At 67.7% G+C, this 26038-nt stretch carries 28 protein-coding genes; 15 read left to right on the top strand and 13 right to left on the bottom strand.

Annotated features, from left to right (window positions below):
- The first annotated feature begins 203 nt into the window (after nucleotides 1-203).
- Genes argJ through mutT form a run of 4 tightly spaced genes read left to right on the top strand, consistent with a single transcriptional unit; the run spans nucleotide 204 to nucleotide 3276 of the window.
- Nucleotides 204-1454: a bifunctional glutamate N-acetyltransferase/amino-acid acetyltransferase ArgJ gene (argJ, locus tag DWF00_RS25960; protein WP_114828301.1), complete on the top strand. Its 1251-nt coding sequence runs from the start codon at nucleotides 204-206 to the stop codon at nucleotides 1452-1454.
- The gene (locus tag DWF00_RS25955; RefSeq protein WP_181832543.1) at nucleotides 1438-2361 is read left to right on the top strand and encodes a DMT family transporter; all 924 of its coding nucleotides are present in this window, start codon (nucleotides 1438-1440) and stop codon (nucleotides 2359-2361) included. The genes argJ and DWF00_RS25955 overlap by 17 nt, the downstream gene beginning before the upstream one ends.
- The gene (locus tag DWF00_RS25950) at nucleotides 2358-2864 is read left to right on the top strand and encodes a carboxypeptidase regulatory-like domain-containing protein (protein WP_147283660.1); all 507 of its coding nucleotides are present in this window, start codon (nucleotides 2358-2360) and stop codon (nucleotides 2862-2864) included. Before DWF00_RS25955 ends, DWF00_RS25950 begins: the two co-directional genes overlap by 4 nt.
- 7 nt (nucleotides 2865-2871) lie before the next feature.
- Complete coding sequence (mutT, locus tag DWF00_RS25945; protein ID WP_114828304.1) at nucleotides 2872-3276, top strand: 8-oxo-dGTP diphosphatase MutT; 405 nt, start codon at nucleotides 2872-2874, stop codon at nucleotides 3274-3276.
- Nucleotides 3277-3491: 215 nt separating this feature from the next.
- Here the strand turns inward: mutT and DWF00_RS25940 are convergent, their stop codons facing one another.
- Entirely contained in the window at nucleotides 3492-4397 is a 906-nt protein-coding gene (locus tag DWF00_RS25940; RefSeq protein ID WP_114828305.1) for a LysR family transcriptional regulator, read from the bottom strand.
- Between the two features lie 108 nt (nucleotides 4398-4505).
- Between DWF00_RS25940 and DWF00_RS25935 the strand changes: the two genes are divergently transcribed.
- Nucleotides 4506-5531 carry a zinc-dependent alcohol dehydrogenase family protein gene (locus DWF00_RS25935; protein ID WP_114828306.1) on the top strand — a complete coding sequence of 342 codons (1026 nt, stop codon included), beginning with the start codon at nucleotides 4506-4508 and terminating at the stop codon, nucleotides 5529-5531.
- A gap of 187 nt (nucleotides 5532-5718) precedes the next feature.
- On the opposite strand, the gene DWF00_RS25930 is transcribed toward DWF00_RS25935, so the two are convergent.
- The 8 genes from DWF00_RS25930 to DWF00_RS29590 all read right to left on the bottom strand — a co-directional run bounded on the left by DWF00_RS25930 (nucleotide 5719) and on the right by DWF00_RS29590 (nucleotide 12785).
- Nucleotides 5719-6873 (bottom strand): winged helix-turn-helix domain-containing protein, encoded by a 1155-nt coding sequence (locus DWF00_RS25930; protein ID WP_114828307.1) that lies wholly within the window; start codon nucleotides 6871-6873, stop codon nucleotides 5719-5721.
- A 234-nt stretch (nucleotides 6874-7107) separates the two neighbouring features.
- On the bottom strand, nucleotides 7108-7389 hold the full coding sequence (locus DWF00_RS25925; RefSeq protein ID WP_114828308.1) for a hypothetical protein: 282 nt from the start codon (nucleotides 7387-7389) through the stop codon (nucleotides 7108-7110).
- Nucleotides 7390-7395: 6 nt separating this feature from the next.
- Complete coding sequence (locus DWF00_RS25920) at nucleotides 7396-8400, bottom strand: WD40 repeat domain-containing protein (protein ID WP_114828309.1); 1005 nt, start codon at nucleotides 8398-8400, stop codon at nucleotides 7396-7398.
- Nucleotides 8401-8582: 182 nt separating this feature from the next.
- On the bottom strand, nucleotides 8583-9545 hold the full coding sequence (locus tag DWF00_RS25915; protein ID WP_114828310.1) for a CobW family GTP-binding protein: 963 nt from the start codon (nucleotides 9543-9545) through the stop codon (nucleotides 8583-8585).
- A gap of 194 nt (nucleotides 9546-9739) precedes the next feature.
- The gene (locus tag DWF00_RS25910) at nucleotides 9740-10672 is read right to left on the bottom strand and encodes a metal ABC transporter substrate-binding protein (RefSeq protein ID WP_114828311.1); all 933 of its coding nucleotides are present in this window, start codon (nucleotides 10670-10672) and stop codon (nucleotides 9740-9742) included.
- A 36-nt stretch (nucleotides 10673-10708) separates the two neighbouring features.
- Complete coding sequence (locus tag DWF00_RS25905; RefSeq protein ID WP_114828471.1) at nucleotides 10709-11539, bottom strand: metal ABC transporter permease; 831 nt, start codon at nucleotides 11537-11539, stop codon at nucleotides 10709-10711.
- A gap of 333 nt (nucleotides 11540-11872) precedes the next feature.
- Nucleotides 11873-12607: a zinc ABC transporter ATP-binding protein AztA gene (gene aztA, locus DWF00_RS25900; protein ID WP_425453183.1), complete on the bottom strand. Its 735-nt coding sequence runs from the start codon at nucleotides 12605-12607 to the stop codon at nucleotides 11873-11875.
- A gap of 28 nt (nucleotides 12608-12635) precedes the next feature.
- A complete protein-coding gene (locus DWF00_RS29590) occupies nucleotides 12636-12785 on the bottom strand; it encodes a hypothetical protein (RefSeq protein WP_181832544.1) in 150 nt (49 codons plus the stop codon).
- 113 nt (nucleotides 12786-12898) lie between these two features.
- Between DWF00_RS29590 and DWF00_RS25895 the strand changes: the two genes are divergently transcribed.
- Nucleotides 12899-13171: a BrnT family toxin gene (locus DWF00_RS25895; RefSeq protein ID WP_114828473.1), complete on the top strand. Its 273-nt coding sequence runs from the start codon at nucleotides 12899-12901 to the stop codon at nucleotides 13169-13171.
- Nucleotides 13131-13388 carry a BrnA antitoxin family protein gene (locus DWF00_RS25890; RefSeq protein WP_114828312.1) on the top strand — a complete coding sequence of 86 codons (258 nt, stop codon included), beginning with the start codon at nucleotides 13131-13133 and terminating at the stop codon, nucleotides 13386-13388. Before DWF00_RS25895 ends, DWF00_RS25890 begins: the two co-directional genes overlap by 41 nt.
- On the opposite strand, the gene DWF00_RS25885 is transcribed toward DWF00_RS25890, so the two are convergent.
- On the bottom strand, nucleotides 13389-15008 hold the full coding sequence (locus tag DWF00_RS25885; protein WP_114828313.1) for an OpgD/OpgG family glucan biosynthesis protein: 1620 nt from the start codon (nucleotides 15006-15008) through the stop codon (nucleotides 13389-13391).
- Nucleotides 15009-15238: 230 nt separating this feature from the next.
- On the opposite strand from DWF00_RS25885, the gene DWF00_RS25880 reads away from it, so the two are divergent.
- The 3 genes from DWF00_RS25880 (at nucleotide 15239) to DWF00_RS25870 (ending at nucleotide 18862) form a co-directional block, all read left to right on the top strand.
- Nucleotides 15239-16207, top strand: coding sequence for a TAXI family TRAP transporter solute-binding subunit (locus tag DWF00_RS25880; protein ID WP_114828314.1), 969 nt, complete (start codon nucleotides 15239-15241; stop codon nucleotides 16205-16207).
- 154 nt (nucleotides 16208-16361) lie between these two features.
- On the top strand, nucleotides 16362-18500 hold the full coding sequence (locus DWF00_RS25875; RefSeq protein ID WP_114828315.1) for a TRAP transporter permease: 2139 nt from the start codon (nucleotides 16362-16364) through the stop codon (nucleotides 18498-18500).
- Nucleotides 18497-18862, top strand: a complete 366-nt coding sequence (locus DWF00_RS25870) for a DUF1850 domain-containing protein (protein ID WP_114828316.1) — start codon at nucleotides 18497-18499, stop codon at nucleotides 18860-18862. The genes DWF00_RS25875 and DWF00_RS25870 overlap by 4 nt, the downstream gene beginning before the upstream one ends.
- A 192-nt stretch (nucleotides 18863-19054) precedes the next feature.
- Here DWF00_RS25870 and DWF00_RS25865 read toward each other — a convergent pair whose 3' ends face one another.
- Entirely contained in the window at nucleotides 19055-19294 is a 240-nt protein-coding gene (locus DWF00_RS25865) for a hypothetical protein (RefSeq protein ID WP_114828317.1), read from the bottom strand.
- A gap of 112 nt (nucleotides 19295-19406) precedes the next feature.
- Between DWF00_RS25865 and DWF00_RS25860 the strand changes: the two genes are divergently transcribed.
- The 5 genes from DWF00_RS25860 (at nucleotide 19407) to DWF00_RS25840 (ending at nucleotide 24020) form a co-directional block, all read left to right on the top strand.
- On the top strand, nucleotides 19407-20996 hold the full coding sequence (locus DWF00_RS25860; protein WP_114828318.1) for a gamma-glutamyltransferase family protein: 1590 nt from the start codon (nucleotides 19407-19409) through the stop codon (nucleotides 20994-20996).
- Nucleotides 20997-20998: 2 nt separating this feature from the next.
- On the top strand, nucleotides 20999-22198 hold the full coding sequence (locus DWF00_RS25855; protein ID WP_114828319.1) for an amidase: 1200 nt from the start codon (nucleotides 20999-21001) through the stop codon (nucleotides 22196-22198).
- A gap of 112 nt (nucleotides 22199-22310) precedes the next feature.
- The gene (gene nthA, locus DWF00_RS25850; RefSeq protein ID WP_114828320.1) at nucleotides 22311-22994 is read left to right on the top strand and encodes a nitrile hydratase subunit alpha; all 684 of its coding nucleotides are present in this window, start codon (nucleotides 22311-22313) and stop codon (nucleotides 22992-22994) included.
- A complete protein-coding gene (gene nthB, locus DWF00_RS25845) occupies nucleotides 22991-23650 on the top strand; it encodes a nitrile hydratase subunit beta (protein ID WP_114828321.1) in 660 nt (219 codons plus the stop codon). The genes nthA and nthB overlap by 4 nt, the downstream gene beginning before the upstream one ends.
- Nucleotides 23637-24020, top strand: a complete 384-nt coding sequence (locus tag DWF00_RS25840) for a nitrile hydratase accessory protein (RefSeq protein WP_245974312.1) — start codon at nucleotides 23637-23639, stop codon at nucleotides 24018-24020. Before nthB ends, DWF00_RS25840 begins: the two co-directional genes overlap by 14 nt.
- A gap of 174 nt (nucleotides 24021-24194) precedes the next feature.
- Here the strand turns inward: DWF00_RS25840 and DWF00_RS25835 are convergent, their stop codons facing one another.
- Complete coding sequence (locus DWF00_RS25835) at nucleotides 24195-25154, bottom strand: nickel/cobalt transporter (protein ID WP_245974310.1); 960 nt, start codon at nucleotides 25152-25154, stop codon at nucleotides 24195-24197.
- 164 nt (nucleotides 25155-25318) lie between these two features.
- A complete protein-coding gene (locus DWF00_RS25830) occupies nucleotides 25319-25969 on the bottom strand; it encodes a DUF1007 family protein (protein ID WP_181832545.1) in 651 nt (216 codons plus the stop codon).
- Between the last annotated feature and the right edge of the window lie 69 nt (nucleotides 25970-26038).

Genomic DNA, 26038 nt, shown 5'->3' with positions numbered 1-26038 from the left:
AAATTGCTATGCTCGGCGCTACATGGATTTGCTATTTGCAAACTCGTGCGGGCTCGAAATTTTCCCCTGCTGGGTCGGTTCTGCTCTTGGCGCGGCTTGTCTTCCTCCCGCTGCTGCGGCACATCGGACGCCGCATATAAGAGCATGATGTGGTCCGAAAACCGCGTCCCACTTTTCGGCATCATGCTTGAGGAGACGCCTCGATGGCCGGCAAGGATGTTCCCGTTTCGCCGCTCGCGCCCAAGCGCCAGCCCAAGGTTCCGCCGGTTCCCGGCGTGCGCTTCGCCACCGCCGAGGCCGGCATCCGCTACAAGGGCCGCACCGACGTGGTCTTCATGCTGCTCGACGAGGGCACGCAGGCTGCCGGCGTCTTCACCCGCTCGAAATGCCCGTCGGCCCCAGTCGACTGGTGCCGCGAGAACCTGGCCCAGGGCAAGGCCCGCGCGATCGTCGTCAATTCCGGCAATGCCAACGCCTTCACCGGCCTGAAGGGCCGCGACTCGGTCAAGCTGACGGCCGAGATCGCCGCCAAGGCGGCCGGCTGCAAGCCCCACGAGGTCTTCATCGCCTCGACCGGCGTGATCGGCGAGCCGCTCGACGCGACCAAGTTCGAGGGCGTGCTGAAGGATTGCGCCGCGCGCGCCACGGAGGGCCCCTGGATCGACGCCGCCAAGGCGATCATGACCACCGACACCTTCCCGAAGGCGCTGTCCCGGAAAGCGAAGATCGACGGGCACGAGGTCGTCATCGCTGGCATCGCCAAGGGCGCCGGCATGATCGCGCCCGACATGGCGACGATGCTCTCCTTCGTCTTCACCGATGCGCCGATCGCGGCGCCGGTGCTGCAGGCGCTGCTCTCGAAGGGCGTCAAGGGCTCGTTCAACGCCGTGACGGTCGACAGCGACACCTCGACCTCGGACACGCTGATGCTGTTCGCTACCGGCAAGGCGGCCGCGCGCGGCGTGCCGACAATCACTGAGATCAACGATGCCCGGCTCTCCGGCTTCAAGCGGGCGCTGAACGCGGTCCTGCTCGAACTCGCGCATCTCGTCTGCAAGGACGGCGAGGGCGCGCGCAAGTTCGTCGAGGTCCGGGTTGCGGGCGCGATGTCGTCGCGCTCGGCCAAGCGCGTGGCGCTCTCGATCGCCAATTCGCCGCTGGTCAAGACCGCGGTCGCCGGCGAGGACGCCAATTGGGGCCGCATCGTCATGGCCGTCGGCAAGGCCGGCGAGCCGGCCGACCGCGACAGGCTCGACATCTCCTTCGGCGAGATCACCGTCGCAAAGCAGGGAGCCCGGGCGCCCTCTTACGATGAAGAGGCTGTGTCGACCTACATGAAGGGCGAGCACATCGTCATCACCGCCGATCTCGGATTGGGCCGAGGCAAGTCCACCGTGTGGACCTGCGACCTCACCAAGGCCTATGTCGAGATCAACGGTGACTATCGCTCCTGAGAAAGCCTTCCCGGCCGAACCAAGCCGGGCCTTCATCGTCGGCAATCTCCTCGCCTGTTCGTTCTTCTGGGGCTGCAGCTTCCTGTTCATCAAGCTGATGAACGGGGAAGTGGCGCCGCTGGCAGTGGCGGCCGGGCGTGGGCTGTTCGGTGCCGGCACGCTGGCGCTCTGGGTGATCTGGCTGGGACAGAAGCCCTGGCCGCGCCGGCATGAGTTGCGCCACTGGCTCGTGCTCGGCACCACCAATGGCTGGGTGCCGAACGTGCTCGTCGCCTACGCGCTGACGCAGCTCGCCAGCGGGCCGGCGGCGATCCAGGCGGCGGGGCCCTTGGTGACCGCGGTCTTCGCGCATGTCCTCTTTGCCGAGGAGCGGCTCTCTGGCCGGCGCATCGTCGGCGTGCTGCTCGGCATGGCCGGCGTGGCGCTGCTGATCGGGCCGCGCCTGGTCGAGGGCGGCGGCACGGCGCTCGGCGTGCTCGCCATGGCGGGCGTCACGCTCGGCTATGCCATCGGCAACCTCTATACGCGTGCCGTGCCGGCGCCGGCGGGCGATCCGGCGCGGCTGGCGCTTGGCCAGCAGATGGTGTCGGGGCTTGCGGCGCTCGGGCTGACGCTCGCCTTCCTCGGGCCTTCGGCCCTAGTGCCGATCCAGAACCACGTGCCGGCCATGCTGGCGCTCGGGCTCGCCGCGACCGCCGTGCCGATGGCGATCTTCATGAAGCTGATCCGCCGGGCGGGGCCGACGCGGGCGGCGATGACCGGTTATCTCGTGCCGGCCGTCGCGACCATCATGGTCGTGCTCGTGCTCGACGAAAGGCTGGAGCTGCGGCAGGCAATCGGGGGTTGCATTGTCCTAGCGGGAGTCTACTTGGTATCGACATCGCGAATGGGCCGGGGGGCAGCATGAAGCGGGTGTTGGGGTTGTGTTGCGCCGCGCTGCTGCTGGCAGGCTGCATGCGCAAACCGGAGACGGTGGCGTTCTCCGCCGCGGAAGCGGCTTTCATCAAGAAGCCCGGCACGGGCGTCATCACCGGCCATGCCTTCCGGACGCGCCCGCTCGGGCAGATCGTCAACGCGGCCGGCGAGGTGGTCTATCTCGTGCCCCAGACCGGTTTTGCGCGCGAACGCTTCAAGAACCTTTTCGGTGAGGGCTATTACGTCGCGCACCGCTTCTTTCCGATGGAAGGGGAGCGCAACGCTGAATATGACGCACATGTCCGCGAGACGAAGACGGAATCGAATGGCCGATTCGCCTTCAAGGACGTCGCGCCGGGCGATTATTTCGTCATGACCACGGTGACCTGGGGCAAGGAGGAAGACTGGATTCGCGAAGGCGGCGTCGTCTATGACAAGGTCACGCTGACCGGCAAGGAGACCGAGCCGGTCCATCTCGTCCTCTCCGGGAAATGATCCTGCCGTGAAGCTGCTCTTCGTCGTCGCCTGCGCGCTGATCGATGCCGATAACCGCGTCCTCGTCACCCAGCGCCCGGAGGGCAAGGCGCTTGCCGGCCTGTGGGAATTTCCCGGCGGCAAGCTGGAGCCCGGCGAGCGGCCCGAGCCGGCACTGATCCGCGAATTGAGCGAGGAGCTCGGCATCACGGTGAAGGAGGATTGCCTGGCGCCGCTGACCTTCGCCAGCTTCGCCTATCCCGAGTTCCACCTGCTGATGCCGCTCTATATCTGCCGGCGCTGGGAGGGCACGGTCACCTCCGCCGAGGGCCAGGCGCTGAAATGGCTGCGTCCGGGCAAGCTCAAGGACCTCGCCATGCCGCCAGCCGACGAGCCGCTGATCCCGCACCTGATCGACCTGCTCGGGGCTTGAAGCTCCCTGGAGCCTGCTGCGCTTAAGCGGAAACCTCACCGCGTCATCCCGGACAAGCCGCGTTTGCGGCGCAGCTCCGGGATCCATCGTAAGGCTCCTGTGCTCTATGATGGATCCCGGAGCTTCGCGGAGCCTGTCCTCGGGCCGGCCGAAGGGCCGGACCCGGGGGCTCCGTCCGGGATGACGGCGTTTAGTTCTGCCAGATCACGGCATGGTCAGAGCTCGATCAGCCTCGGCAGCTCGCTGACCAGCGCGTCGATGGCGAGGCGGGTGCGCAGCGGCAGCCGCGGCGTCTGCGGCCAGACCGCATGGGTCTCGAAGACCATGCCCGGCTGGTTGGCGAGCACGCAGACCAGCTCGCCCTTCTCGACGCGCCCGCGGATCAGCCAGCAGGGCAGCCAGGCCAGGCCGGCGCCCGCCACGGCAGCGTCGGCGATCGCCTCGAGATCGTCGAGCCGGATGCGCGCCTTCGGGATTATCTCCGCGGTCGGCCGGCCGCGCTCGGGCAGCAGCCAGCTCCGGACCGTGTCGGCGCGCCAGTAGAGCACGGCCTCGTGGCGGTCGAGATCGGCGATCGAGGCCGGCGTGCCATTGGCTTCGAGATAGGAAGGCGAGGCGCAGACCACCATGCGCTGATAGGCGAGGCGGCGCGTCATCAGGCCGGAGCCGCCGCGCAGCGCGCCATTGCGGATGGCGAGGTCGAAGCCTTCCTCGACGAGGTCGACGATGCGGTCGCTGAAGCTGAGCTCCAGTTCGAGGCCGGGATGCTGCCGCGCCAGGGCGAGCAGGATCGGTGCGACGCAATAGCGGCCGAACAGCGCGGGCATGGTGACGCGCAGCTTGCCGATGACCTCCGTGCGGCCGGATTCCAGCATGGCCTCCGCCGCGCGCAGCTCGGCCAGCGCGCGCAGGCAGCGCTCGTAATAGATCTGGCCGTCCTCGCTCAGGCTCTGGCTGCGGGTGGTGCGGTGGAACAGGCGCACGCCGAGCCGCGCCTCCAGCCGCGCCACCGCCTTGCCGACGGCCGAGCGCGACAGGTTCAGCTTGACCGCAGCCGCCGCGAAGCTGCCGGTCTCCACCGCCTGGACGAAGACGCCGATGCCATCGAGCCGATCCGTCATGGTTGCTATTGTAGAATTTGAGGATGCATTGAATGGAATATTGATCGCAACTGGTGCCTAGATTTCCACGTTAGCTTTGCCCGGTCAACCACGAGACAGGGCTAAGCCATGACTGATCTGATGCGGCGCTGGGCTATCGATGCCATCGGCCGGAACAACCTCGCGCTGTCGCAGGCGCCTATCCCGGAGCCCAAGCCGGGCGAGTTGCTGGTGAGGGTGGCGGCCGTCTCGCTGAACTACCGCGACAAGCTCGTGCTGGAGAGCGGCATGGGCCTGCCGCTCGTCTTTCCGTTCAGCCCCGGCTCGGACATGGCCGGCACGGTGGCTGCGGCGGGCGCGGGTGCGACCCGCTTCAAGCCGGGCGAGCGGGTGATCACGAACTTCAACGCGGGCTGGCTGGAAGGCAAGCCGGCGGGCACCGGGCGCAACCCGCCCTACCGGTCGCTCGGCGGTACCTTTCCGGGCGTGCTGGCGGAGTATGTCGCGTTCCCGGAGGATTGGTTCGTCGCGGCGCCCAAGAGCCTCGACGATGCCGAGGCCAGCACCTTGCCGATCACCGGGCTCACCGTTTGGACCTCGCTGATCGAATATGGCGGCTTGCAGGCCGGCCAGACCGTGCTGGTGCAGGGCACCGGCGGCGTCGCGCTGTTCGGCCTGCAGATCGCCAAGGCGCATGGCGCCAAGGTCATCGTCACCTCCGGCAGCGACGAGAAGCTGGCGCGGGCCAAGGCGCTCGGCGCCGACATCCTGATCAACCGCAGCAAGGAGGATTGGGTCGAAGCGGTCTATCGCGTCACCGCCGATCGCGGCGTCGACCACATCCTGGAGATCGTCGGCGGCGCCAATCTCGGCCAGGCCATCCGGGCGGTGGCGATCCATGGCCGGATCTCCGTCATCGGCGTGCTCGACGGTTTCGAGGTCTCTGGGCCGGTCGGGCCGCTGCTGATGAAGGGCCTGACGATCCAGGGCATCCAGGTCGGGCATCGCCGGGGCCTGGAGGACTTTACCCGCGCCGTCGAGGCAATCGGGCTCAAGCCGGTGATCGACAAGCGCTACACGTTCGAGCAGGTGCCGGAGGCATTCGATCATCTCGATCGCGGGCCGTTCGGGAAGATCGTGGTGGAGGTTGGTTGAACGAGCGCGAACCCTTCTCCCCCTGCGGGAGAAGGTGGCGCGTAGCGCCGGATGAGGGGTCGCGCTGCCCTATCCGAATGCCGAGGATGTCATGCGCGATGTTGCAATCGTCGCGCGACCCCTCATCCGTCTCGGCTTCGCCGAGCCACCTTCTCCCGCAGGGGGAGAAGGGAAGAGCGCGTCCTGGTTAGCTGCCAAGCTGGAACCTCTCGAAGCGGCTCAGCTCCTCCTCGATCTGCCGCTTCAGCTCCGGTGTCTCGTGCTTGATCCAGGTCCATTGCTGGATCAGCAGCTTGCCGGCTGCGCGATCGGTCTTGAGGTCGAGCACGGCGGCGATCTCGTCGCCGACCAGCACCGGCAGGGCGAAATAGCCGAAGACGCGCTTCTCCTTCGGGACATAGGCTTCGAAGCGGTGGTCGTAGCCGAAGAAGATCTGGAGCCGCTTGCGCTGGATGATCAGCGGATCGAAGGGCGAGAGGATGTGGACCGGGGCCGCGACGGGCTCCGGCGCCTCCTCCAGCAGCTCCGGCCGGCCCCAATGCGCGGTCTTGCCGGGGCCTTCGAGCGCGACGGGCACCAGCTTCTTCTTGCGGATGCGGCTTGCGATCAGCTTGGCGAGGCCGGGCTTGCTCGGTGCGTCGAGATGGCAGGCTGAATCGAGGCTGATCAGCCCCTGCGTGCGCAGGGCGCGGTCGAGCAGGTAGTCGAGCCGCTGCTTCTCCGTCACCGGTTTCGGCCTGGCCTCCCAGCCGAAGTGCCGGTCCATCAGGTCGTAGGTCTTGAGCATGCCGTTGCGCTCGCTGACCGTGAGCACGCCATTGTAGAAGGCGAGCTGCAGGGCGCGCTTCGAGGGCTTCTTGCTGGCCCAGGCATGGTCCTTCTCGATCAGCACGTCGTCGTCGATGTCGCGGATGGTCAGCGGCCCGCCATGGCGGAGCAGCGTCATGACCTTGCTCATGTCCTTCTTGCCGACCGAGGCGTACCAGGGCTCCGGCTTCTCGCGGTGCAGCTTCATGTCGCCGAGGAAGAAGCGGATGTCGCGCGTCGGGATGTAGGAGAGCGCGTGCGTCCAGTACTCGAAGACGCTCTTGTCGAGCGATTGCGCCTGCCGGAGATGGGCGCGCTCATAGGCCGGGATGCGGCTGTAGAGGATGTGGTGGTGGCAGCGCTCGATCACGTTGATCGTGTCGATCTGAACGTAGCCGAGATGCTCGACGGCGGCGCGCGTCGCCTCCGGGCCGGAGCCGAAGGGCTCGGGCGTGTCGAGGCGCTGGGCGCGGAGCCAGATCTGCTTGGCTTGCTGCCTGGTGAGGGAGCGGAGCTTGCGGGGACGGATTGCCATGGCGGGGAGGTTATGGGGTGCGGTGGCAAAGGTTAAGGCGGCAACCCGTTGATTGCTGACACCTGATGTCGGTGAGGCGCGCGGAACCCTCTCTCCTGTAGGAGAGGGCAGGGTGAGGTGTAGGCCAGAACACCAGTGAAACCCAGTGGCGGCGGCGGTTGGGGCACGGCAGCAGCGTCAAACGGCCGACACCTCACCCAACCCTCTCCTTACCAGGAGAGGGCTCCCGCGCCTTTACTTTTGCTGTGGCGCCAACACCTCCGCTAGCGCCTCCCGCGTCAGGTCGCTCATTGCCACCTGCGCCTTGAAGGCGCGCGTCTTCTCGCCGGGGTTCATCACCAGGATCACCGTCTCGGTGCCGGGGCAGGCCGGATCGGCGCAGATGATCTCGTTGACCGCGATCGCGGCAGCTTCGGGCAGGCCGAGCAGCTCGCGGGTCTCGGCCTTGATGCGCGCCGCAGCCTCGGCGCTTTCCGCCTTGCGGTCGTTGCCTTTGCCGAAGAGGCCGAACCGCATGGCGCGTCAGGGCAGGGTGAGGACGCCGGCCGCGCCGTCCTCGGCCCCGAAGGCGAGGCGCTTGCCGAGCTTGTCCCAGGCGAAGGCGGTGATGCCGCTGCCGCGCAAAGCCGGGCGGACCAGCAACTCGGAGGCGTCGGTCAGGCGGATCATCAGGATGCAGCCATCGTCGTAGCCGACGGCCAGCACCAGCGCCTTGGGATGGAAGGCGACGCGGGTGACCTTGGCGTGGCGGGCGCCGCATTCGCGTGGAGCCTTGCCGGTTGGACCCTCGCCCTGGAAGGGCCAGACGATCGCGGCATCCGCCCCGCTGGAGGCGAGCCAAAGCCCGTCATGCGACCAGGACAGCGAGCGCGGCTTGGCGGGGTAACCGGTCATGCGCATATGGCTCGGCTTCTCGCCGAGGCGCCAGCCGTGCAACGCGTTCTCCTGCATCGATGAGACGACGAAGCGGCCGTCCGGCGACCAGGTCACGTCGACATGCGAGCCCTTCCAGTCGAGGAAGTCCGGCTTGGCCTCGGTATTCGGATACCAGAGCGAGACGCCGTTCATCTGCGCCAGGGCGAGACGGTAGCCTTTTGGGGCGAAGACCAGGCCCTGCGGCGTCGAGGCGGCGTCGAGCGTGCGGATCTTGCCCTTGTCGTCGCGGGCATGGATCGTCTTGCCGGTGTTCCAGGCGAGGCTACCCGAGGCCGAAATGGTGACGGCGTCGATCCAGCGGCGCTTGGGATCGCGGGCGATCTCGGCCGGTTCGCCATCCGCGCCGGTCGCGACGACGCGGCCGTCATCGCCGCCGCTGATCAGGCGCTCGCCATCCGAGCAGGCGCTCAGCAGGCCGCCGGCATGGGCCTCGACGCTTTCGGCATTGCCATCGCGCCAGCGCAGCACGCGGCCGTCGGAGAGGGCCAGCGCCAGCGTCTGCTTGAGCCAGAAGGCGGCGACGACATGCTCGCCGGCTTCGACGGGAACGACATGCTCGCGCAGCGAGACGGGTTTGGTTGGGGTGTCCATGGAGCGGGTCTAGCAAAATCTTGGGCGAGAGAAACCATTATCCGAGCGGATCGACCAACCGCGCCGTCATCCCGGCCGCAGCGAAGCGGAGCGCCGGGATCCATCGTAAAGCTCCGGCGCCCTACGATGGATCCCGGAGCGGCGCGGCTAAAGCCGCTTGTCCGGGATGACGCCGGAGGATGTCAGGCCGCGCATGCCATAAACCCCTTGCGCAGCTCGCCCTCGTCGAGATCGCGGCCGATGAAGACGAGGCGGGACTGGCGCGTCTCCTCGGCCTTCCAGTCGCGCTGGAGATCGCCGTCCAAAATCATGTGCACGCCCTGGAAGACGAAGCGGCGCGGCTCGTCCTTGAAGGCCAGGATGCCCTTGGAGCGCAGGATGTTCGGCCCTTGCGCCTGCGAGATGTCGTTGATCCAGGGCATGAACTTCTCGGGATCGACATCGCCTGGGATCGTGAAGGACATCGAGCGCACCTCCTCCGAATGGTGGTGGTGATGGCCGGCCTCGAGGAAGTCGGGCTCGATGTCGAGGATGCGGTCGAGGTCGAAGGCGTTGCGGTCGAGCAGCTCGGTGATCGGCAGCTCGCAGCGCGTCGTCTTGTGCAGCTTGGCGTAGGGGTTGATGGCGCGGATGCTGGCCTCGACCTCGGCCAGCTCCTCGGCCGAGACCAGGTCCACCTTGTTCAGGATGATGACGTCGGCGAAGGCGATCTGGTTCTTCGCCTCCGGCGCGTCCTTGAGCCGGTCCTTCAGCCATTTGGCGTCGGTGACGGTGACCACCGCATCCAGCTTGGTGGCGTCGCCGACATCCTGGTCGACGAAGAAGGTCTGGGCGACCGGGGCCGGGTCGGCGAGGCCCGTCGTCTCGACGATGATCGCGTCGAACTTGCCCTTGCGCTTCATCAGCCCGTCGAGGATGCGGATCAGGTCGCCGCGCACGGTGCAGCAGATGCAGCCGTTGTTCATCTCGAAGACTTCCTCGTCGGCGCCGACGACGAGGTCGCCGTCGATGCCGGCCTCGCCGAACTCGTTGACGATCACGGCGAATTTCTTGCCGTGCTCTTCGGTCAGGATGCGGTTGAGGAGCGTGGTCTTGCCGGCGCCCAGATAGCCGGTGAGCACCGTGACGGGAATCTTGTCGGACATGGCATGTGACCTAGTTGGAAATCGACCGGCGGAGGACACCCGCCGCCAGCCAGTGCTGCTGAAACACAGCCCTCATCCTGAGGAGCAGGCTTCAGCCTGCGTCTCGAAGGATGCTCCAGAGCCCACTGAACCATCCTTCGAGACGCCGCCTGCGCGGCTCCTCAGGATGAGGGCTGGAGTGTTGGGCTGACCTGTCAGGCCGGGCCGGCGCCGAGCGCCTTTTCGATCTGCGTTATATTGTATCGCATCATCGCGATGTAAGTCCCCGCCGGACCTTTCGCATCGGAAAGCGCATCGGAGAAGAGCTGGCCGCCGATCTTGGCGCCGGTCTCCCGCGCGATCTGCTCGATCAGCCGGGGATTGGTGATGTTCTCGAGGAAGACGGCCGGGATCTTCTGCGCCTTCACCTGCCTAATGATGCGGGCGACATCCTTGGCGGAGGCCTCGGCCTCGGTCGAGACGCCCTGCGGCGCGATGAACTCGATGCCATAGGCCTTGATGAAATAGCCGAAAGCGTCATGCGAGGTGATGGCCTTGCGCCGGTCGGCTGGGATGCGGGCGACGGCGGCCTTGATCTCGCCATCGACCTGATCGAGCTGGGCGAGATAGGTCGTGGCGTTCGCGTCGTAGACCGGCTTGCCGGCCGGGTCGGCAGCGCCCAGCGCGTCGCGGATATTGGCGATGTAGAGTTTGGCGTTGGCGACGCTTTGCCAGGCATGCGGGTCCTCGTGGCCATGGTCATGGCCGGCCTTGGCGTGGTCGTCGTCTTCCTTGAGCTGGAGCGGCGTGATCCCGGTGGTCGCGGTCGCGACCGTGGCCTTGGCGCCGGAGGACTTGATCAGGCGGGTCATCCAGCCTTCGAATTTCAGGCCGTTGACGACGATCAGCTTGGCGGCCGCCATGCTCTTGGCGTCGGCCGGGGTCGGCGAATAGACATGGGCGTCGCCATTGGGGCCGACCAATGTGGTGACCGAGACGCGGTCGCCGCCGATCTCCCTGACGAAATCGCCGAGGACGGAGAAGCTCGCGACGACCGGGAGCTTTTCCTGCGCGAGGGCGGCCATCGGCGAGGCCGAGAGCGTCAGGCTGAGCGTGAGCCCGGCGATGAGGTGGCGGCGATTCAGCATGCGTTTCTCCTGCTGTAATGAAACACTATAACATTACTAACGCTGGAGATGGGCGCGGGGCAAGAGGCGACGTGCGAGGCCGCCCTGCGTGCCGAGCAGGAGCGACAGAAGATAGAGCACGCCGGCCGCGAGGATGACGGCCGGGCCGGCCGGCAGGTTGCCGCCGCCGGAATAGGAGACGACGAGCCCGCCATAGCCGGAAAGGATGCCGAAGCCGGTGGCGAGCAGGACGAGCCTGGTGATGTCGGCGGTCCAGAAGCGGGCGGCGGCGGCAGGCAACATCATCAAGCCAACGGCCAAGAGCGTGCCGAGCGCGTGGAAGCCGGCGACGAGGTTGAGCACGACGAGGCCGAGGAAGGTGAGGTGCACGATGCCGCCGGAGCGGCTGACCGAGCGCAGGAAGCCGGGATCGACGCATTCCATCACGAGCGGGCGATAGACAGCGGCCAGCGTCAGCAAGGTCAGCGTCGCGACGCTGGAGAGCAGGACGAGGACGTCGTCGTCGAGCGCCAGCACGTTGCCGAACAGGACGTGGAAGAGATCGACCGCCGAGCCGCGCAGCGAGACGATAGTGACGCCGAGCGCCAGCGAGATCAGGTAGAAGGCGGCGAGGGAGGCATCCTCCTTCATCACCGTCAGCCGCGCGACGGCGCCGGCGGCCAGCGCGACAGTGAAGCCGGCAACGAGCCCGCCGATCGTCATGGCCGGCAGCGAGAAGCCGGCGACGAGATAGCCGATCGCGGCGCCGGGTAGGATCGCGTGCGCCATGGCGTCGCCGGTCAGGCTCATGCGGCGCAGCATCAGGAAGACGCCGATCGGCGCGCCGGAGACCGAAAGCGCGACGATGCCGACAAGGGCGCGGCGCATGAAGTCGAATTCGGCGAAGGGGCCGATGAAGATGTCGTAGAGCAAGGGCTTCGCTTCTTTTCGCCAGTCGTAACTTTAGCCTCTAAGAAGCAAGGTAAAGCGCGGGGAACCCTCTCCTGTAAGGAGAGGGCAGGGTGAGGTGTAGGCCGTTCGACCAGTAAATCTCGAAGCGCGCCGCCGCGTAGGTCACTGCAGCAGCGTCGAACGGCCAGCACCTCACCCCTGCCCCTCTCCTTACAGGAGAGGGGGTCCCCGCGCCTCATCTTGTTCTGCAGAGAAAGCCTCTTGGTTCGTCTTCTGCGTGTGGGCTGGCTTGCACCAAATCTCGAAACGTCAGGCCGCGTCGCGCTCGCAGGGGGCGGCGTGGCTGTCGAAGGCCTCGACCATGTGCCGCGCCCGGAGCAGGTTGGCGGCGGTCAGGACCTCGTCGGTCGCGCCCCAGGCGACGGATTCCCGCGCCAGCAGCAGCGTCTGCGGGAAGGCGCGCCTCACCGTCTCGATATCGTGGAGCACGGCGACGACCGTGCGCGCCTCGCCATGCCAGCGCTGGACCAGCGCCAGCAGGTCGGCGGTGGTGCGGGCGTCGATCGCGGTGAAGGGCTCGTCGAGCAGGATGATGTCGGCGTCCTGCAGCAGCAGACGGGCGAAGAGGGCGCGCTGCATCTGGCCGCCCGACAGCGTGCCGATCGGCCGGCGCTCGAAGCCGGTCAGGCCGACGGCGGCGATGGCCTGCTCGACCTTGCCTTTGGCGCCGAAGCCGATGCGGCCGAAGATGCCGGCCGCATTCCACAGGCCCATGGCGACGAGGTCGTAGACATGGATCGGGAAGGAGCGGTCGAGATCGGCCGATTGCGGCAGGTAGGCGAGGCGCTTGCCGCGGGCGAGCGTGATGCCGCCATCGAGCGGCGAGAGCGCGCCGGCAATGCCCTTGAGCAGCGTCGACTTGCCGGCGCCGTTGGGGCCGACGATCGCGGTCAGGCTGCCGGACTCGACCTCGCCCGAGAGGTGATGCACTGCCGGGTGGCGGTCATAGCCGAGGGTCAGATCGTCGATGCGGATCGCAGGCACGATGTGCAACTTTCCTCAGGCCAAGGGGTCAGGCAATGACGGCGAGCGTCGCGGCCCAGAGCGCCGCAATGATCGCGACCGCAATGCCGAGCCGGCTCGCCGCCGAAAGGCGCAGCAGCGACCAACCGGGATTATCGGTGGCGGGACGATGCGTGGGGTGGCTGTGAGCGTGGCTCATATGGGATGATATAATGTTACGCGATGCCGTGGGCAAGCGATCTTGTCACCTCGTCAACATGCGTCGCTTGCAGAGTGCCTTGGCAGGTTGATTTTCTGGAGCTACAGATAATCGTGGAGATCGAGTTTGACAGCGCCAAGCGCGATGCCACGCTCGAGCATCGCGGGTTGGATTTCGCGCGAGCTGCAGAGGTCTTCGCCGGGGTGACCTTCACTCAGGAGGATGACCGGGCGGATTATGGCGAGGCCCGCTTCATCACTGCGGGCGTCCTCGACGAGCGCATGGTCGTCATCGTCTGGACCCTGCGCGGCGAGGCGCGGCGCATCATCAGCATGAGGAAGGCGAATGAACGGGAACAAGCCCGATACCAAAGCCGGTTGGGCTGATCCGGACGAGGCTCCGGAACTGACCGAGGAATGGTTCGATCAGGCCGACAAGTACCATGGCGACGTGCTGCTCAAGCGCGGCCGCGGTCGTCCCAAGGCCGAGAGGCCGAAGCAGCAGATCACGTTGCGGCTCGATGCCGACATCATCGAGCGCTTCCGTGCGACCGGGCCGGGCTGGCAGGCGCGGATCAACGAGGCACTGCGCAAGGCGAGTTGATCAGAACGGCAGATACTGGAACAGCCAGGTCTCGGTCAGCACCGTGTCGCCGCCGCGCAGGAAGCAGCGCATCTCGACCGGGTCGCTGCCGTCGGCTGTGAGGTCGAACTGGGCGCGCCAGTGGCCGGGCACGTCGTTGGGCACCGCCTCGGCGAAGACATAGGAGAACGTGCCGCGCGAGGCCGAGAGCACGACCTCGGGCTTCAAGCCGGTGGGGATGTTCTCCAGCGCCGGGCCCTTGAACTCGACCATGAACTTGCGCACGCCCCTGGGCCTGATGGTGCCGGGCTGGCCGCCATTGCCGAGGCGGGTGGCGACGACGCGGCCGAGCGCCGGCGGGAAGGGCTCGTCGGCGAGCCAGTGCAGCTTGTAGCGGAACTCGTAGGAATCGCCGGCCCTGGCCTGGCCCTCCGGCACCCACATCGCGACGATGTTGTCGTGGATCTCGTCATCGGTCGGGAGCTCGATGAGCTGGACCGCGCCCCTGCCCCAATCGCCGGTCGTCTCGACCCAGAGGCTCGGGCGGCGCTCGTAGAAGACGCCGTCCATGTAGTGGTCGGTCAGGCGGTCGCGCTGCATCAGGCCGAAGCCGCGCGGGTTCTCGTCGCGGAAGGCCGAGGCGATGGCGCGGCTGGGGTTGTTGAGCGGGCGCCAGGCGCGCTCGCCGGTGCCGGTCCAGAGCGCGAGCCCGTCGGAATCATGCACTTCCGGGCGCCAGTCGATGGCGGTCGTCTTGGCCGTTTCCGAATACCAGTACATCGAGGTCAACGGCGTGATGCCGAGCCTGGCGATGTCGTTGCGGAGATAGAGCGCGGTCTCGATCTCCATGCTGACGCCCTTGCCGCGATGCATGCGGAAGCGATAGGCGCCGGCGACGCTTGGGCCCGACAGCAGGGCGTAGACCACGACGTACTCGGACGCCTCCTGCGGCGTCTCCAGCCAGACATGGGTGAAGTCGGGGAATTCCTCGGCCTTGCCGGCGACGGCGGGGTCGATGGCGAGGCCGCGGGCCGAGAGCCCGTACTGGTAGAGCTCGCCGATGGCGCGGAAATAGGAGGCGCCGAGGAAGGCGACCCAGTCGTTCCTTTGCCAGTCGAGCTTCTCGCCCCTGCGGCCGGGATGGCCGAAGCGGCTCTCCTGGAAGCGGAAGCCGGCGAAGCCGGCGCCATCAGGCAATTGGCGAGCGGGCGAATCCGCCGGCATCTCGAAATAGCTCTCGTCATAGACGATCTCGCGCGCCTTGCCGGCGTCGAGCACGTGCATGCGCACCGGCTTCCGGAAGTAGCGGCCGAGGTGGAAGAAGGTCACCGGCCAGGGCGAGGGGCCGTTGGCCCAGAGCGCCATCTCCGGCTTGAACTTGATCTTGCCGTGGGCGTCGTAGTCGATCCGCTCCAGGATGTCGGCTGGCGGCGGCGGGGGCGGTGCGTAGGGCTGGGCGGCGAGCTCTTTCGCGCGGGTCTTCAGCGCGTCGAAGCTGAAGTTCTCCGCCTGTCCGAGCTTCAACCCCTGCTGCGCCAAGGCCTCCGGCGCAAAGCCGAGGGCGGCGAGCGCTGCTGTCGCGCCTGCGCTCTTGATCAGGCTGCGTCGGTCGAGGGCTGAGGGGTTCGATCGGCTCTGCATGTCTCTCTGGGCTCTGCGGAGGTCGGCATCCCCGGCTATCCTGTCCGGGACGTTGGGGCAACCATGGGCTGTGCTCCCGCTTGCCCGGCAAAGATGGCGAAAGCGTCGCGCGAGGGCGACTAAAGTGGGCAAGAGCCTGTGTTTCTTTGGCTTCCCCTCCCAGTGCGGCCTGCTCTACAACAAGGTTCAGCTCGGCCGCTCGTGCCGGGGACGTTCTTCCGGGAGGTTTTATGAAGACGCTGCTCAATGGCCGGTCGTTCGCCGGCATCGCCACCGCCTTGCTGATCGCGCTCGCGCCAGTCGGCGCCCGCGCGCAGGAATTCATCAACATCCTGACGGGCGGCACCTCGGGCGTCTATTACCCGATGGGCGTCGCGCTCTCGAAGATCTACGGCGACAAGATTCCCGGCACCCGCCCCTCGGTGCAGGCGACCAAGGCCTCGGTCGAGAACCTCGTGCTGCTGCAGCAGGGCCGTGGCGAGATCGCCTTCACGCTCGGCGACTCGCTCGACTCCGCCTGGAAGGGCGACGAGGATGCCGGCTTCAAGACGCCGCTGAAGAAGCTGCGCGGCATCACCTCGATCTATCCGAACTACGTCCAGATCGTCGCCTCGAAGGAGAGCGGCATCAAGACGCTGGCCGACCTGAAGGGCAAGCGCCTCTCAGTCGGCGCGCCGAAATCCGGCACCGAGCTGAACGCCCGCGCCATCCTCTCGGCCGCCGGCCTGTCCTACAAGGACCTCGGCAAGATCGAGTACCTGCCCTTCGCCGAGTCGGTCGAGCTGATGAAGAACCGCCAGCTCGACGCCACCCTCCAGTCCGCGGGCCTCGGCGTCGCCTCGATCCGCGACCTCGCCTCGTCGGTCGAGATCGTCGTGGTCGAAGTGCCGAAGGCTGTGATCGACAAGGCCGGGGCGCCCTTCGTCAGCGCCGAGATCCCGGCCAACACCTATGGCGGCCAGACCGCCGCGGTGAACACCGCCGCGGTGGTGAACTACCTCGTCACCCATGACGGCGTGAAGGAGGAGCTCGTCTACCAGATGACGAAGAACATCTTCGAGAACCTGGGCGAGCTCGGCGCGGCGCATTCGGCCGGCAAGGCGATCAAGCTCGAGAACGCGCTCGAGGGCATGCCGGTGCCGCTGCATCCGGGCGCGGCGCGCTACCTGAAGGAAAAGGGCCTGAAGGTCGGTTCCTGAGCGAGCCGAGGCTCGACAGTTTGCCGTCATCCCGGACGCAGCGAAGCGGAGCTCCGGGATCCATCGTAAGGCTCCGCGCCCTGCGACGGATCCCGGGACGACCTTCGGCCGCCCGGGATGACGGCGTTTTATTCTACGAAGTAGGGCGGGGACGATGACGAGCCAGACCGACCAGCTGCACGCGCTTTCCGGCGTCAGGGAAGGCGAGGTCGAGCATGCCGAGCTCGACAATTTCGAGCACGGCTTCCCGCCCGGCTTCGGCCCCGGCGGCTGGGGCATCCTGGCCTATGCGGTCGCGCTCGCCTTCGCCTGCTTCCAGATCGCGATCTCGGCCTGGCACATCCTGCCGAGCCAGGCGGTGCGCGGCATCCATGTCGGCTTCCTGCTGCTGCTGAGCTTCGGCCTCGTCGCCAACTTCCGGGCGAAGAGCGATGCCGGGCGCTGGCTCGGCTGGGGGCTCGGCGTGCTCGGCTTCGGCATCGGGCTCTACCAGCTGATCTTCTACGCCGACCTGATCCTGCGCGATGGCGACCCGTCGACCATGGACCTCGTCGTCGGCTCGCTGCTCGTCATCCTCGTCTTCGAGGCCGCCAGGCGGCTGATGGGCAATGCGCTGCCGATCATGTGCGGCGTCTGCCTGCTCTACTGGTTCTTCGGCCAGTACCTGCCCTCGCCGTTCAACCATCGCGGCTATGGCTTCGACCAGATCATCGGCCACCTCTCCTACGGGACCGAGGGGCTCTACGGCGTGCCGACCTATGTCTCGGCGACCTATATCTTCCTGTTCATCGTCTTCGGCTCCTTCCTCGAGAAGGCCGGGATGATCCACCTGTTCAACGACGTCTCGCTCGGCCTGTTCGGCGGCGCGCGCGGCGGCCCGGCCAAGGTCGCGGTGTTCTCGTCGGGCCTGATGGGCATGATCTCGGGCTCGGGCGTGGCCAATGTCGTGACCGTCGGCCAGTTCACCATTCCGCTGATGATCAAGTTCGGCTACCGGCGCGCCTTCGCCGCCGGCGTCGAGGCGACGGCCTCGATGGGCGGGCAGATCATGCCGCCGGTGATGGGCGCGGCCGCCTTCATCATGGCCGAGACGCTGGGCGTCGAGTATTCTGCCATCGTCCAGGCGGCGGCGATTCCGGCGGTGCTCTATTTCGGCTCGGCCTTCTGGATGGTGCATCTGGAGGCGGGCAAGCACGGCCTCAAGGGCATCGAGCGGCGCCTGCTGCCGAGCCCGATCAAGGCCCTGCGCGAGCGCTGGTACCTGGCGCTGCCGCTGGCCGTGCTGGTCTTCATGCTGTTCCACGGCTTCACGCCGCTCTTCGCCGGCACGATCGGCCTGGCGCTGACCGTCGGCCTGCTGCTCGGCGCCGGCGTGGCGCTCGGCTTCAAGACCACGGCGCTGCGCGTGATCTTCTGGGTGGGACTGGGGCTGATCTCGGGCGTGCTGCTGCGCAACGGCATGGATGTGCGCGTCGTTGCCGGCATCATCGCTGCGCTGCTCCTGCTCAACGCCTTCACGCTCGGCGGCCGCAACACGCTGGTGATCTGCCGCAACGCGCTCGCCGACGCGGCCAAGACGGCGCTGCCGGTCGGCATCGCCTGCGCCATCGTCGGCACCATCATCGGCCTGATGACGCAGACCGGCATCGGCACGACCTTCGGCGCCTGGGTGATCGGGCTCGGCAAGCACAGCCTGTTCCTGGCGCTGGTGCTGACGATGATCCTCTCGATCCTGCTCGGCACCGGCATCCCGACGATCCCGACCTACATCATCGTCGCGGCGCTGGCGGCGCCGGCGCTGGAGCAGCTCGGCGTGCCGCTGATCGTCAGCCACATGTTCGCGTTCTACTACGGCATCATGGCCGACCTCTCGCCGCCCGTTGCATTGGCGGCGCTGGCGGCGGCGCCGATCGCCAAGGAGAACCCGGACAAGATCGGCTGGGAAGCGATGCGGGTCGCGCTTGCCGGCTACGTCATCCCGTTCATCGCGGTCTATTCGCCGGCGCTGATGCTGCAGCCGGGCGATCCGATGTCGGACGTGATCGGCTTCTGGCCGGCGGTGGTCTACGCCGTGTTCAAGGCCAGCGTCGCCATCGCGCTCTTCGGCATCGTCGCCATCGGCTACCTGTTCGACCGGCTCAGCATCACAGAGCGGGTGCTGGCCTTCGTCGCGGCGGTCTTCCTGTTCGGCGAATTCGCCTATAGCGACGCGCTCGGCTACCTGCTCAGCGCCGCACTGGTCGGCCGGCACTGGTGGGCGGTGCGCCGGCAGCAGGTGGGCAGCCCGGCGTGAGCCTGTGCCTCGCCGCGGGGGCGCTGATCGTCGCGCTGGGCGCGGACGAGGTCACGCTCGGCTGGCGGCATTCGGTGCAAAAGACGCTGTGGCAGGAGGTCTGGCTGGAGACGCCGGACGGCCTGCGGCTCACCGAGGCGCGCGTCGAGGGCTCGGGCGCCGGCATGGACCCGCCTGATGGGGCGAAGCTGAGCGACGGCTTCTGGCGCTGGACGCCCGACCTGCCGCCGCTGCGCGAGGTGGTGATGCGGCGCTCGGGCGCTACGGCGGATTATCAGGTCTGCATCGCCGGGGCGTGCCGGGCGATGGGGGATTACCTGCCGGCGGAGGCCGATCCGGTGACGCTCAAACGCTGCGATTGACTTGGTGAGCGCTGTTCTTCCCTTCTCCCTCTTGCGGGAGAAGGTGCCCCGGCAGGGGCGGATGAGGGGTCGCGCTGCCCTATCCGGATATCGAGGATGTCATCTGTGACGCTGCCATCGTCGCGCGACCCCTCATCCGTCTCGGCTTCGCCGAGCTACCTTCTCCCGCAAGAGGGAGAAGGGAAGAGCGCTTCAATTCCACTCGCTGAGGCGCTCGATCCGCATGACCCGGCGCATCAGGTTGAGCAGGGCGTAGGCGGCGATCACCGAGAACAGCGCCATGAGGACGTAGCCGACGATCGGGCCGAGCTCGAACAGGCCGGCCAGCGCCCAGCCGGAAGCCAGCGCGACGCCGAACAGCTCGACCGCGATCAGGATGCCGAGCGAGGCGACCAAGGTCAGGTTGCGCCAGTTGGTGTGGCGAGAGGCCATGATTATTCCTCAAAAACTTATGTCTCGAACCGCCTAGCCGACAGACGAGTGGCATGCAACAAAATCGCGCCTGCCGCACATGGTTGCTCCCGGTCGGATTGAAAAGCCCGCAATGATCGAAACGCCTGTCTTCGCCTCGGCCGCTGTCGCCGCGCCGCATCGTTCAGCGTCGGAGGCCGGGCGCGCCGTGCTGGCGGAGGGCGGCAACGCCATCGAGGCGATGGTCGCGATGGCGGCGACGATCGCCGTGGTTTACCCGCACATGAACGCGATCGGCGGCGACGGCTTCTGGCTGGTGCATCAGCCCGGCGGCAAGGTCCACGCGATCGAGGCCTGCGGCCCGGCCGGCTCGCTGGCGACGATCGAGCGCTATCACGAGAAGGGCTATGACGCGATCCCTGCGCGCGGGCCGGATGCGGCGCTGACTGTGGCCGGCGCGGTCGGCGGCTGGCAGGCGGCGCTGGCGCTTTCGCAGACGCTCGGTGGCCGGATGCCGCTGAAGGACCTGCTCGCCGACGCGATCCGCCATTGCACCGAAGGCTACGCCATCTCCGCTTCGGAGCTGCGGACCCTGCCGCAGGAGGTCGAGGCGGCCAAGGCGGCGCCGGGCTTCAGCAGCTTCTTCTGGCCCGATGGCGAGCAGCCCAAACCCGGCGCGAGGCGCAGGCCCGAGACCTTGGGCGCGACGCTGGCGCAGCTCGCGGATGCCGGACTCGACGATTTCTACCGCGGCGATATCGGCCGCGAGATCGCCGCCGACCTCAGCCAGATCGACGCTCCGATCACGCGGGCCGATATCGAGGCGTTCAAGGCGCGGATGGCGCAGCCGCTCTCGGTCAAGCTGCCGGGGCTCACCGCCTATAACTTCCCGCCGCCGACGCAAGGGTTGGCCGCGCTGCTGATCCTCGGCATCTTCGAGAAGCTCGGAGTGACCAGGGCCGAGGGCTTCGACCATATCCACGGCCTGGTCGAGGCGACCAAGCGCGCCTTCGCCATCCGCGACAGGCACGTCACTGACCCGGCGCATCTCAAGGTCGATCCTGCTGGTTTCCTGACCGAGGCTGTGTTCGCTCGGGAGGCGGCGGCGATCGACAGGAAGCGCGCCGCCTCCTGGCCGTTCAAGGCCGGCAAGGGCGACACGGTCTGGATGGGGGCGATCGACGGCTCGGGCCTGGCGGTCTCCTATATCCAGTCGATCTACTGGGAATACGGCTCGGGCTGCATCCTGCCCAAGACCGGGCTCAACTGGCAGAATCGCGGCGTCTCCTTCTCGCTCGACAAGGCGGCGCTGAACCCGCTCGCGCCCGGCCGCAAGCCGTTCCACACGCTGAACCCGCCGCTGGCCTGCTTCGATGACGGGCGCATCGTCTCCTATGGCGCCATGGGTGGCGACGGGCAGCCGCAATTCCAGGCGCAGATCCTGTCGCGCTACCGCTTCGGCCAGAACCCGGCCGCGGCCGTCGATGCGCCGCGCTTCCTCTTCGGCCGGAGCTGGGGCGCAGGCTCGCTCTCGCTCAAGCTGGAGAGCCGCTTCGACCCGGAGCTGGTGGCGCGGCTGACGGCAGCCGGCCACCCTGTCGAGGAGTATGGCGAGGCCTATTCCGACCAGTTCGGCCATGCCGGGATGCTGGTGAAGCACCAAAAGGGCCATGTCGAAGCGACGCATGATCCGCGCTCGGATGGCGACGCCAGGGGGATTTGACGATGACGATCAAGGACGATCCGTTCCGCTGCTTCGTGCCCTATCCGGAGATTCCGGTGAAGAGCGCTGCGACCGGCCCGCTCGCCGGGCTGACGCTGGCGGTCAAGGACCTGTTCGACGTCAAGGGCTATCCGACCGGGGCGGGCTCGCCGATCGTGCTGGCGCAATCGGGCATCAAGACAAAGACGGCGCCGATCGTGAAGACCTTGCTCGATGCCGGCGCGCGCTTCGTCGGCAAGACGCATACGGACGAGCTCGCCTTCTCGCTCAACGGCAAGAACGCGCATTTCGGCGCGCCGATCAATCCGGCGGCGCCCGACCGCATCACCGGCGGCTCGTCCTCCGGCTCGATGGCGGCGGTTGCCGGCAAGCTCGCCGATATCGCGCTGGGCTCGGACACCGGCGGCTCGGTGCGGGCGCCGGCGAGCTATGGCGGGCTCTTCGGCATCAGGCCGACGCATGCAAGGCTCTCGCTGAAGCGGGTCTGGCCGCTGGCCGAGAGCCTGGATACGCCCGGCTGGTTCGCCCGCGACGGCAAGACCTTTGCCCGCGTCGCCGATGTCGTGTTCGGCAAGGACCGCATCGCGCTGCCCGAGGTGCCGCGGCTGCTGCTGGCCGAGGACATGTTCGCGCAGGCCGTGCCCGATGCCGAGAACGCGCTGCGCAACGTCGTGCAGCGCGCCATGCCGCTGCTCGGCGAGCCCGAGATGGTGAAGGCGGCGCGCGATCTCGACGCGCTCTACTGGGCCTTCCGCTGGGTGCAAGGCCGCGACGCCTGGAATGCCGATGGCGCCATGATCGAGCGCTTCGCGCCGCCGCTGGGCTCTGGCGTGGCCGAGCGCTTCGCCTTCTCGAAATCGGTGACCGACGAGGAGGTCGCCAAGGGCGAGAGCGTGCGCAAGAGCTTCCGCAACCGGCTGGCCAAGCTGCTCGGCTCCGACGGCGTGCTGATTCTGCCGACCGTGCCTGATATCGCGCCGCTGGTCAGCGCCAACGAGGCCGAACTGGAGGATTTCCGCAACCGCGCGCTCAGGCTATTGTGCCTGTCCGGCCTGTCGGGCTTCCCGCAGGTGACGATTCCGGCCGCCCATCGCGAGGATGCGCCGCTCGGCCTGTCGCTGATCGGGCCGAAGGGCTCGGACAAGTCGCTGGTCCATTTCGCGGTGAAGTTCGAGCGGGCGGCGCGGATCAGGATCGCGTAACATCGTCATTGCGAGCGAAGCGAAGCAATCCAGGGCCGCCGGGCGCCCGGTCCCCCTGGATTGCTTCGTCGCTTCGCTCCTCGCAATGACGAGGCTGGGAGGAGGCACGACGATGAGCGGGCACGATCACCACCATCACGACCACGACCACGACCACGACCACGACCACGACCACGACCACGAGCACGAGCACGAGCACGACAACCACTTCACGCCGATCGAGGCGCGGGTGAAGGCGCTGGAATCGCTGATGGTCGAGAAGGGCTATGTCGACCCGGCCGCGCTCGACGTGATCATCGACACCTACGAGACCAAGGTCGGCCCGCGCAACGGCGCCCGCGTCGTGGCGAGGGCCTGGAGCGACCCGGCCTACGCCGCGCGGCTGAAGCAGGATGCGACGGCGGCGATCGCCGAGCTCGGCTATAGCGGCCGGCAGGGCGAGCACATGGTCAGCGTCTGGAACAGCGCCGACGAGCACAACATGGTCGTCTGCACGCTCTGCTCCTGCTACCCGTGGAGCGTGCTCGGCCTGCCGCCGGTCTGGTACAAGTCGCCGCCTTATCGCTCGCGGGCGGTCATCGACCCGCGCGGCGTGCTGGCGGAATTCGGCGTGACCCTGCCCGAGGCGAAGCGCATCCGCGTCTGGGATTCGACGGCGGAGATCCGCTATCTCGTCATCCCCGAGCGCCCGGCCGGTACCGAGGGCTGGAGCGAGGAGAGGCTCGCCGACCTCGTCACGCGCGACGCGATGATCGGCACTGGCCTCGCGCGACAGCCGGAGGAGGAAGCGGCATGAACGGCGCGCAGGATCTCGGCGGGCAAATGGGTTTTGGCCCGGTCAACCCCGAACAGGACGAGCCGCTCTATCACGCCGCCTGGGAGCCCCGCGCCATGGCGCTGACCGTCGCGTCGGGCGGCATGGGCCATTGGACCATCGACGAGAGCCGGCATGCGCGCGAGAGCCTGCGCCCGGCCGACTACCTGTCGTCGAGCTATTACGAGATCTGGATCAAGGGGCTCTCGACCCTGCTCGAGCGCCACGGCTTCCTGAGCGCCGGGGAAATGGCGAGCGGCGAGGCCAGCCTGCCGCCGATCCAGCCGAAGCGCGTGCTCAAGGCCGAGATGGTTTCGGGCGCGCTGGCCAAGGGCGGGCCGACCGAGCGGCCGGCTGCGGGCCCGCAGCGCTTCCAGCCGGGCGACACAGTCCGCACCATCAACATGAACCCGACCGGCCATACAAGGCTGCCGCGCTATGCCCGCGCCAAGCAGGGTACCGTCGTGCTGGTCCATGGCGCGCATGTCTTCCCGGATGCGAGCGCGCATGGCGGCGGCGAGCAGCCGCAATGGCTCTACACCGTCGAGTTCAGCGGGCCGGAGCTGTGGGGCCGGGGCGCCGATCCGACGCTCTCCGTCAGCATCGATGCCTGGGAGAGCTATCTTGAGCCGGCCTGAGGCGGATCTGGCGGCGGCGCTCGCCGCCGACACGCCGATCCCGCGCGATGCCGACGGTCCCGTCTTTGCCGAGCCCTGGCAGGCGCAGGCGTTTGCGCTCGTCGTCGCGCTGCAGAACAAGGGCGTGTTCACGGCGCAGGAATGGGCGGAGGCGCTCGGTGCCGAGATCCGCGAGGCGGTGGCGGCCGGGGGCTGCAAGGACGGCTCGGATTATTACGAGCGCTGGTGCGAGGCGCTGGAGCACCTGCTGATCGCGAAGGGACTGGCCTCGCATGACGGCGTCGATGCGCGGGCGGCTGCCTGGGAGCGCGCCGCCGAGGCGACGCCGCATGGCAAGCCGATTGTGCTGGAGAACGATCCGGAGGGGTAGCTTCCTTCTCCCCTTGCGGGAGAAGGTGGCGCGCAGCGCCGGATGAGGGGTCGCGCTGCCCTTGCCAAGTAACAGAGCAACTCAAGTGTCGAATTGGGAACCGTCGCGCGACCCCTCATCCGTCTCGGCTTCGCCAAGCCACCTTCTCCCGCAAGGGGAGAAGGGCAGGGGCGTTCAGCTGCCCTGTCCGCCGATCCAGAGCCCGAAGAACAGGGCCGCGCCGAGTACCGCGACGAAGGCCGCCGCCAGCACCTCCAGCGCCATGATCGCGTAGGCGCCGCGGGCGCTGCCGCCGCCGGCGAGTTTGAGCGCCGTGAACTTGAAGAAGACCGCGACCGCCGCCAGCGCGCCGGTGGTCAGCGCCGTGCCGAGCGCCATGGCGAAGGCTGCGGCGATGCCGGCCCAGAAGAGCTGCTGCGCATTGGCGAAGACGAGGACGATCAGCGCGCCGGCGCAGGGGCGCAGGCCGGCCGCGAAGACGACGCCCGCCATCTCGCGCCAGCCCTTGAGGCGGGCGACCTCGTCCGGGCCAGGCAGGTGGACATGGTCGCAGGTCGGGTCGTGCATGGCGGCGTTGCCGCTCAGCGCCACCAGTGCGCCGGATTTGCGCCAGAGCACGTAGAGCCCGACCAGGGAGACCAGGACGAAGCTGCCCTGCTCGATCACGGTTGTCGCGGCGTTCATCGTCGCTGCCGTCGCGCGCAGCACCAGCGTCAGCACCGCGACCAGCGCGATGGCGACCAGCGCCTGCACGATCGCGGCGGCGAAGCTGAGCGCCAGCCCGCGCCAGAGGCTGCGATTGTCGGCGACGATGTAGCCGGAGATCACCGCCTTGCCGTGGCCGGGGCCGGCGGCGTGGAAGACGCCATAGGCGAAGGAGAGCCAGAGCAGGGCGGGCAGGGCCGCGCCGCTGTCGTGGATCGCCTTCAGCGTCGCGGTCAGCTCGCGGTAGAAGCTCGATTGCCAGGCGATCAGCAGCGCGCCGAAGCCGGTGGTCGAGGGCAGGGCCTCGCGCGGCAGGGCCGTGCCGAAGGGATTGCGCGGGGGAGGTGGTGGCGGCGGCGCGTAGAGCGCGATCAGCCAGGCGAGCAGTGCGAGCGCGCCGGCGACCAGTGCGAGCGCGAGCACGGCCACGGCGAGGCGCGGGAGCAGGGATTTTGCGCTTTTCCCTGAGCCCTCATCCTGAGGAGCGGACGCAGTCCGCGTCTCGAAGGATGCTCCAGCGCGCACGGGAGCATCCTTCGAGACGCCGCTGCGCGGCTCCTCAGGATGAGGGCTCAGGGTTTGGGAGGCCGTACTCAGGGACATGCGACCAGCGCGCGGGTGGTGACCTGGTAGCTGCTCATGTCCGGCGTCGCGGTGATGTCCTCCTGCGCCAGCTTGAGCTGGGTCGCGGGGTCGAGCTTGGGCGGGCGGGCGACGCGGACGACGCAGCCTTTCGGCGCATCGCGGGTGACGACCGCATCGGGCACGTCGACGATGTCGAAGGCGACGAAATAGGTGGGGTCGCCGATCTCGATGCCGAAGGAGCGGTTGGCGTGCGGCGGGTTCTTCAGCGGCAGGGTGAAGGTCAGCGTCAGGATCTTGTTCTCGAAGGCGAGCGAGGCATCGCTCGGCGGGCCGAACTCCTGCTGCTTGCCGTTGGCCTTGGCGATGGTGAAGTAGCCGACCTCAGGCAGCGATTCCATGTTGACCTTGGCGAGGTCGGTCAGCTCGTCGGGCGTCAGCTTGCCGTCGTTGTTCTTGTCGAGCCCCTGGGTGATGTAGGCCGAATAGGCCTCGTCGAAGCTCCAGATGTGCCTGAGCGCCTGCACGCTGCCATCCGGCGCGTAGACGATCTCGGCCTTGGCGTTGACGAAGACGTGCGGATGCGCCTGGGCCGGGATGGTGAAGCCGAGCCAGAGCGCAACCAGGGCAAGCAGGGCCGAGCCGGTCAGGGGTTGCTTCAAGGTCTCGATCCTGCGCGTGCTGCATGAGGGTGGGCGACCACTGAAGGCATACGCCGACTCTGCAACGAA

The organism is Allobosea caraganae (assembly GCF_003351345.1).
In the GTDB taxonomy this organism is placed as follows: Bacteria; Pseudomonadota; Alphaproteobacteria; order Rhizobiales; family Beijerinckiaceae; genus Allobosea; species Allobosea caraganae.
The sequence above is the reverse complement of the archived record's forward strand: the minus strand, read 5'-3'. Positions and strand labels throughout refer to the sequence as shown.

Coding starts and splice junctions, on each gene's coding strand:
- DWF00_RS25915 (WP_114828310.1), bottom strand. CDS start 9,545: ATGTCCGACAAGATTCCCGTCACGGTGCTCACCGGCTATCTGGGCGCC.
- DWF00_RS25935 (WP_114828306.1), top strand. CDS start 4,506: ATGACTGATCTGATGCGGCGCTGGGCTATCGATGCCATCGGCCGGAAC.
- DWF00_RS25890 (WP_114828312.1), top strand. CDS start 13,131: ATGAACGGGAACAAGCCCGATACCAAAGCCGGTTGGGCTGATCCGGAC.
- DWF00_RS25885 (WP_114828313.1), bottom strand. CDS start 15,008: ATGCAGAGCCGATCGAACCCCTCAGCCCTCGACCGACGCAGCCTGATC.
- DWF00_RS25905 (WP_114828471.1), bottom strand. CDS start 11,539: ATGCGCCGCGCCCTTGTCGGCATCGTCGCGCTTTCGGTCTCCGGCGCG.
- argJ (WP_114828301.1), top strand. CDS start 204: ATGGCCGGCAAGGATGTTCCCGTTTCGCCGCTCGCGCCCAAGCGCCAG.
- DWF00_RS25910 (WP_114828311.1), bottom strand. CDS start 10,672: ATGCTGAATCGCCGCCACCTCATCGCCGGGCTCACGCTCAGCCTGACG.
- DWF00_RS25855 (WP_114828319.1), top strand. CDS start 20,999: ATGACGATCAAGGACGATCCGTTCCGCTGCTTCGTGCCCTATCCGGAG.
- DWF00_RS25860 (WP_114828318.1), top strand. CDS start 19,407: ATGATCGAAACGCCTGTCTTCGCCTCGGCCGCTGTCGCCGCGCCGCAT.
- DWF00_RS25930 (WP_114828307.1), bottom strand. CDS start 6,873: ATGGCAATCCGTCCCCGCAAGCTCCGCTCCCTCACCAGGCAGCAAGCC.
- DWF00_RS25880 (WP_114828314.1), top strand. CDS start 15,239: ATGAAGACGCTGCTCAATGGCCGGTCGTTCGCCGGCATCGCCACCGCC.
- nthA (WP_114828320.1), top strand. CDS start 22,311: ATGAGCGGGCACGATCACCACCATCACGACCACGACCACGACCACGAC.
- DWF00_RS29590 (WP_181832544.1), bottom strand. CDS start 12,785: ATGAGCCACGCTCACAGCCACCCCACGCATCGTCCCGCCACCGATAAT.
- nthB (WP_114828321.1), top strand. CDS start 22,991: ATGAACGGCGCGCAGGATCTCGGCGGGCAAATGGGTTTTGGCCCGGTC.
- DWF00_RS25940 (WP_114828305.1), bottom strand. CDS start 4,397: ATGACGGATCGGCTCGATGGCATCGGCGTCTTCGTCCAGGCGGTGGAG.
- DWF00_RS25920 (WP_114828309.1), bottom strand. CDS start 8,400: ATGGACACCCCAACCAAACCCGTCTCGCTGCGCGAGCATGTCGTTCCC.
- DWF00_RS25875 (WP_114828315.1), top strand. CDS start 16,362: ATGACGAGCCAGACCGACCAGCTGCACGCGCTTTCCGGCGTCAGGGAA.
- DWF00_RS25925 (WP_114828308.1), bottom strand. CDS start 7,389: ATGCGGTTCGGCCTCTTCGGCAAAGGCAACGACCGCAAGGCGGAAAGC.
- DWF00_RS25865 (WP_114828317.1), bottom strand. CDS start 19,294: ATGGCCTCTCGCCACACCAACTGGCGCAACCTGACCTTGGTCGCCTCG.
- DWF00_RS25950 (WP_147283660.1), top strand. CDS start 2,358: ATGAAGCGGGTGTTGGGGTTGTGTTGCGCCGCGCTGCTGCTGGCAGGC.